Origin of the sequence: Acidovorax sp., from assembly GCF_022763525.1 — a bacterium.
Taxonomy (GTDB): Bacteria; Pseudomonadota; Gammaproteobacteria; order Burkholderiales; family Burkholderiaceae_C; genus Acidovorax.
In genome coordinates this window covers 1-4,554 of the sequence record NZ_JALEGG010000034.1, presented here as the reverse complement: position 1 = coordinate 4,554, position 4,554 = coordinate 1, and the positions used below count along the sequence as shown (strand labels likewise).

The 4,554-nt window shown below is 66.8% G+C and carries 4 protein-coding genes; 3 read left to right on the top strand and 1 reads right to left on the bottom strand.

Annotated elements, in window-relative coordinates:
- The first annotated feature begins 227 nt into the window (after nt 1-227).
- Nucleotides 228-1,808, top strand: coding sequence for a benzoate-CoA ligase family protein (locus tag MRY84_RS02545; RefSeq protein WP_291504191.1), 1,581 nt, complete (start codon nt 228-230; stop codon nt 1,806-1,808).
- The gene (locus tag MRY84_RS02540) at nt 1,805-2,611 is read left to right on the top strand and encodes an alpha/beta hydrolase (RefSeq protein WP_291504190.1); all 807 of its coding nucleotides are present in this window, start codon (nt 1,805-1,807) and stop codon (nt 2,609-2,611) included. Before MRY84_RS02545 ends, MRY84_RS02540 begins: the two co-directional genes overlap by 4 nt.
- A 159-nt stretch (nt 2,612-2,770) precedes the next feature.
- Here the strand turns inward: MRY84_RS02540 and MRY84_RS02535 are convergent, their stop codons facing one another.
- On the bottom strand, nt 2,771-3,463 hold the full coding sequence (locus MRY84_RS02535; RefSeq protein WP_291504189.1) for a Crp/Fnr family transcriptional regulator: 693 nt from the start codon (nt 3,461-3,463) through the stop codon (nt 2,771-2,773).
- 281 nt (nt 3,464-3,744) lie between these two features.
- Between MRY84_RS02535 and MRY84_RS02530 the strand changes: the two genes are divergently transcribed.
- Nucleotides 3,745-4,554, top strand: an 810-nt coding sequence (locus tag MRY84_RS02530) for a tripartite tricarboxylate transporter substrate-binding protein (RefSeq protein ID WP_291504188.1), incomplete at its 3' end; no start/stop codon positions are given.

The window sequence follows — 4,554 nt, the reverse complement described above, 5'->3', positions numbered from 1 at the left end:
GGGTTCATAAATCAATCCATCAGCGGCGCAGGGGCAGGGTCAGCAAGCCTGCTCAGGGTATACGCGAACGCATGCACTATGGTGCTTGACTTGAAGTCAAGTGCCTTTTAAGGTGGTTGACACGCAACATACTGCACATCCCACGGGCAGCGCAAGCGCAGTGCGGGATATGGAATTGAACCATGCCCTTCGCCCTTTGCCCTCTTTCCAAGGCTTGAAAGGACTGCATGACGAGCACCACGTCCGAACCCGCCGCCGCGGCTGCGCTGCCCAGCCCTTTCAATTTTGCGGGCCACCTGTTCGCACTCAACCGTGCCCGCGCTGCGCGCATCGCCTACCTCGACGACCGGGGCGCCCTGAGCTACGGTGCGTTGGAGGACCGGTCCCGCCGCTTGGCCGGCGCCCTGCTGGCCGCCGGACTGCGCCGGGAGGAGCGGGTGCTGCTGTTGATGCTGGATACCAACGACTGGCCCGTGGCCTTCCTCGGCTGCCTGTACGCGGGCGTGCAGCCGGTGGCGGTGAACACCCTGCTCACGGCCGAGGACTACGCATACATGCTGGCCCACAGCCGCGCCCAGGCCGTGCTGGTGTCGGGTGGGTTGCTGCCCGTGCTGCAGGCGGCGCAGTCCCTGGGTCCCAACGAGGTGCGCCACGTCTGGGTGTCCGACCCGGCTGGGCCGCTGGCCTCCGGCCACATGGAATGGGAAGCCGCGCTGGCCGCCGCACCCGCGTTGGCGGCCCCCGCGTCCACCACGCCCGATGGGCCGGGCTTCTGGCTGTACTCCTCGGGCTCCACCGGCCGGCCCAAGGGCACGGTGCACACGCACGGCAACCTGTGGTGGACGGCCGAGCTGTATGGCAAGCAGGTGCTGGGGCTCACCGAAGACGACGTGTGCTTTTCCGCCGCCAAGCTGTACTTTGCCTACGGCCTGGGCAATGCGCTGAGCTTTCCGCTGTCGGTGGGGGCCACCGTGGTGCTGATGGCCGAGCGCCCCACGCCCGACGCCGTGTTCCGCCGCTGGCGCACGCACCGGCCTACCGTCTTCTTTGGCGCACCCACGGGCTATGCCGGCATGCTGGCCTCGCCCCAGCTGCCTGCGCGGGCCGAGGTGGCGCTGCGCATGTGCTCGTCGGCCGGCGAGGCCCTGCCTGCCGAGGTTGCCCAGCGCTTTGAGGCGCACTTTGGCTGCGAGGTCATCGACGGCATCGGCTCCACCGAAATGCTGCACATCTTCCTGTCCAACCGGCCGGGCCAAGTACGCTACGGCAGCACGGGCCAGCCGGTGCCAGGGTATGGCATTGAACTGCGTGGCGAGGACGGGCGGCCTGTGGCCGACGGCGAGATCGGCGACCTGTACATCCGAGGCCCCAGCGCCGCCCTGCTGTACTGGGACAACCGCGAGAAGACGCGCGACACCTTCCAGGGCGCCTGGACCAAGAGCGGCGACAAGTACGTGCGCGATGCCGAGGGCTACTACACCTATGCGGGCCGCAGCGACGACATGCTCAAGGTGAGCGGCATCTACGTCTCGCCCTTCGAGGTCGAGGCCACGCTGATGCAGCACCCCGCCGTGCTCGAGGCCGCCGTGATCGGCCAGCAAGACGCCGAGGGGTTGACCAAGACCAAAGCCTTCGTGGTGCTCAAGGACGGACAGGCTGCCACCCCTGAAGAACTGCAGGCCTTCGTGAAGGAGCGCCTGGCGCCCTTCAAGTACCCGCGTTTCGTGGAGTTCCTGCGCGAGCTGCCCAAGACCGCCACGGGCAAGATCCAGCGATATCGGCTGCGCGAGCGGGAGGCGCAGGCGTGAGCGGCGCGCCTGGCAGCGCGTTGGTGGATGTGCCGTGGCGGGGGCGCCAGGTGCGGCTGGAATACCAGTGGATCGAGCCACCGCGCGATGGGGCGCCCCTGGTGGTGTTCCTGCACGAAGGCCTGGGCTCGCTGGCGATGTGGAAGGATTTTCCGCGCCAGCTGTGCGCCGCAGGCGGTTTTCGGGGCCTGGTCTTTTCGCGGCCGGGCTACGGCCGCTCCACCCCCCGGGCGCCGCAGGAGGCGTGGGGCGTGGACTTCCTGCACCGGCAGGCGCTGGAGGTGTTGCCCGCGTTCCTTGACGCCGTGGGCGTTCGCACGCCGGTCTGGTTGTTCGGGCACAGCGATGGGGCCTCCATTGCGCTGCTGCATGCGGCGGCATGTGCGCCCCGCGTGTGCGGGTTGGTGCTGCTGGCCCCGCACATCTTTGTCGAAGACATCACTGTGCAGAACATCGAGAAGGCGCGGCAGGCCTACCTGAGCAGCGATCTGCCCGACCGGCTGGCCCGCTATCACGATGATCCGGATTCGGCTTTCTGGGGCTGGAACCGCATCTGGCTTGACCCTGCCTTTCGCGCCTGGAACATCAAGGCTGAACTGGCGTCGGTGCGCGCGCCGGTGCTGGCGGTGCAGGGACTGGAGGACGAGTACGGCACGCTGGCACAGATCCATGGCATAGCCGCGCAGGTGCCGGGAACGCAGATCCTGGAGCTGGCCGGCTGTGGCCACTCGCCCCATCGCGACCGGCCCGAGGACGTGGTGCGCGCGACCGTGGCATTTGTGCTGGCTGCCACAAGTTCTTAAAGAAGCGGCCAACAAAGCTTTTCAGGCGTCGCCGCTGCGTCTTGTCGTACGGCTCGTACGCTCGCGGCGCAGCGCCCGGCCAGAACGCTCCGCTGAGTTTTGTTGGCCGCTCTTGGAACCTGATTTTTCAGGTTCGCGGGCATGCCAGGCCGGGCGTTCTCACTCCACCTTGCGGCGCAGCGCCGCGAGATCCGTGACGGTGATGCCGCCGTACTCGATCTGCAGCAGGCCCTGCGCCTGCAGTGCCTTCAGCGCCGCGTTGCAGCGTTGGCGCGAGACGCCGGACAGGTTGGCAATCTCTTCCTGCGAGACCTGCAGATGCGGATCGGTACCGGGGTGCAGCCAGGGGTGGAAAAGCCCGGCCAGTGCGCGGGCCACCTGGCTGTCGGTGTCCAGCAGATGGTGCGCGGTGAAGTTGCCCAGAAACCAGTGCATGCGCTCGTTGATCTGGCGCAACAGGTAGTGGTCGAATGCGCGCTGGGTGGCGTGCAGCCATTCAAAGGTTTCGAGCGGCAGCAGCGCGACGCGGCTGGGGCGCAGCGCGATGATGTCGGCGGTGCGGGGCGCCCCGCGCAGTAGCGTGCCCTCGCCGAACCAGCTGCCCGCAGACAGTCCACCCAGGGTCACCGACCGGCCGTTGTCTGAAGTCACCGTCCACTTGAGTAGGCCCTCGATGGCGCCGTACCAGTGCTGCGGAACATCCCCCCGGCGGCACAGGGCGCTTCCCTGGGCCACCTCGACCTCGCGCAGGTCGTCCATCACGCGTTGCTGCGCGGACTCGTCGAGCAAGGGGAACCAGGCTGAGTTATTCAGCAGATCTGCTGCTGAGGGCGGAGCCGTTTTGACCAGCATGTCGGGGCTTTCCGAAGTGTCGGTGAGCGTGCCTCCACGTATACCCTGAGGGCAAATGTCGTCGCGATGACTGAGTATGGAGGCGCCCAAAAAAATAATGGGCGCCATAGCATTTTCCGTCAATCCTTGCCATGACTCGACGCAATTCGTTGGCCAGCGCAACCCCCGCTCGCGGTCTTGCCCAGCCGGGTTTGCGCAGTGCGGCGCAGTTTTGTGCCCCGCTCCTGCAACCGCTGAACGCGTCGCCCACCACCTAGTTGAAGATGAAGAGGAGTAGAGCAATGCACACCACACGCCGCCAATTCACGGGCCACATGGGAAGCGCAGCCGCCCTTGGGATGCTTGCGCCCTGGAGCGCACTGGCCCAGACGCTTGACCAGGTCAAGATCTTCTATGGGTTTCCTGCCGGCAGCGCTGGCGACAGCGTGGCCCGCCGGGTGGGTGAAAAGTTGGCAGGTTCACCCTACACCCGCAATGCAGCCGTGGTCGAGAACAAGCCGGGTGCCGGAGGTCGGATCGCGCTGGAGGTGCTCAAGGGTGCGCCAGCCGACGGCAGCGTGCTCACGCTCTCCCCGTTTTCGTGCACCTCCATCTACCCGCACATCTACAGCAAGCTCAGCTACGACCCGGTGAAGGACTTCGTGCCCGTGTCCATCGCGGCGGTCATGCACCACGGGCTGGCCGTGGGCCCGGTGGTTCCCGCCTCGGTCAAGAATGTGAAGGACTTCCTGGCCTGGGCCAAGGCCAACCCGGGGCAGGCCAACTACGGCTCGCCTGCAGCAGGCTCCACGCCCCATTTCATCGGCGCTCTGCTGGGCCTGAACCACGGCGTGGAGCTCAAGCACGTGCCCTACCGTGGCTCCATCCCGGGCGTGACGGACGTGGTGGGCGGGCAGATCGCTTCCATGGTCACTCCGAGTGGTGACTTCATCCCCAACCACAAGGCGGGCAAGCTGCGGCTGATCGCGACCTCCGGGCAAGCGCGTTCACCGTTCTCGCCCGACGTGGCGACCTTTGCGGAACAGGGCTTTCCAGAGCTGACCACGGAGGAGTGGTTTGGCTTCTATGCGCCCGCCAAGACCCCGGCCAGT

Excerpts from the sequence above, each read along its gene's own strand:
- MRY84_RS02535 (WP_291504189.1), bottom strand. The coding sequence starts at position 3,463 with ATGCTGGTCAAAACGGCTCCGCCCTCAGCAGCAGATCTGCTGAATAAC.
- MRY84_RS02545 (WP_291504191.1), top strand. The coding sequence starts at position 228 with ATGACGAGCACCACGTCCGAACCCGCCGCCGCGGCTGCGCTGCCCAGC.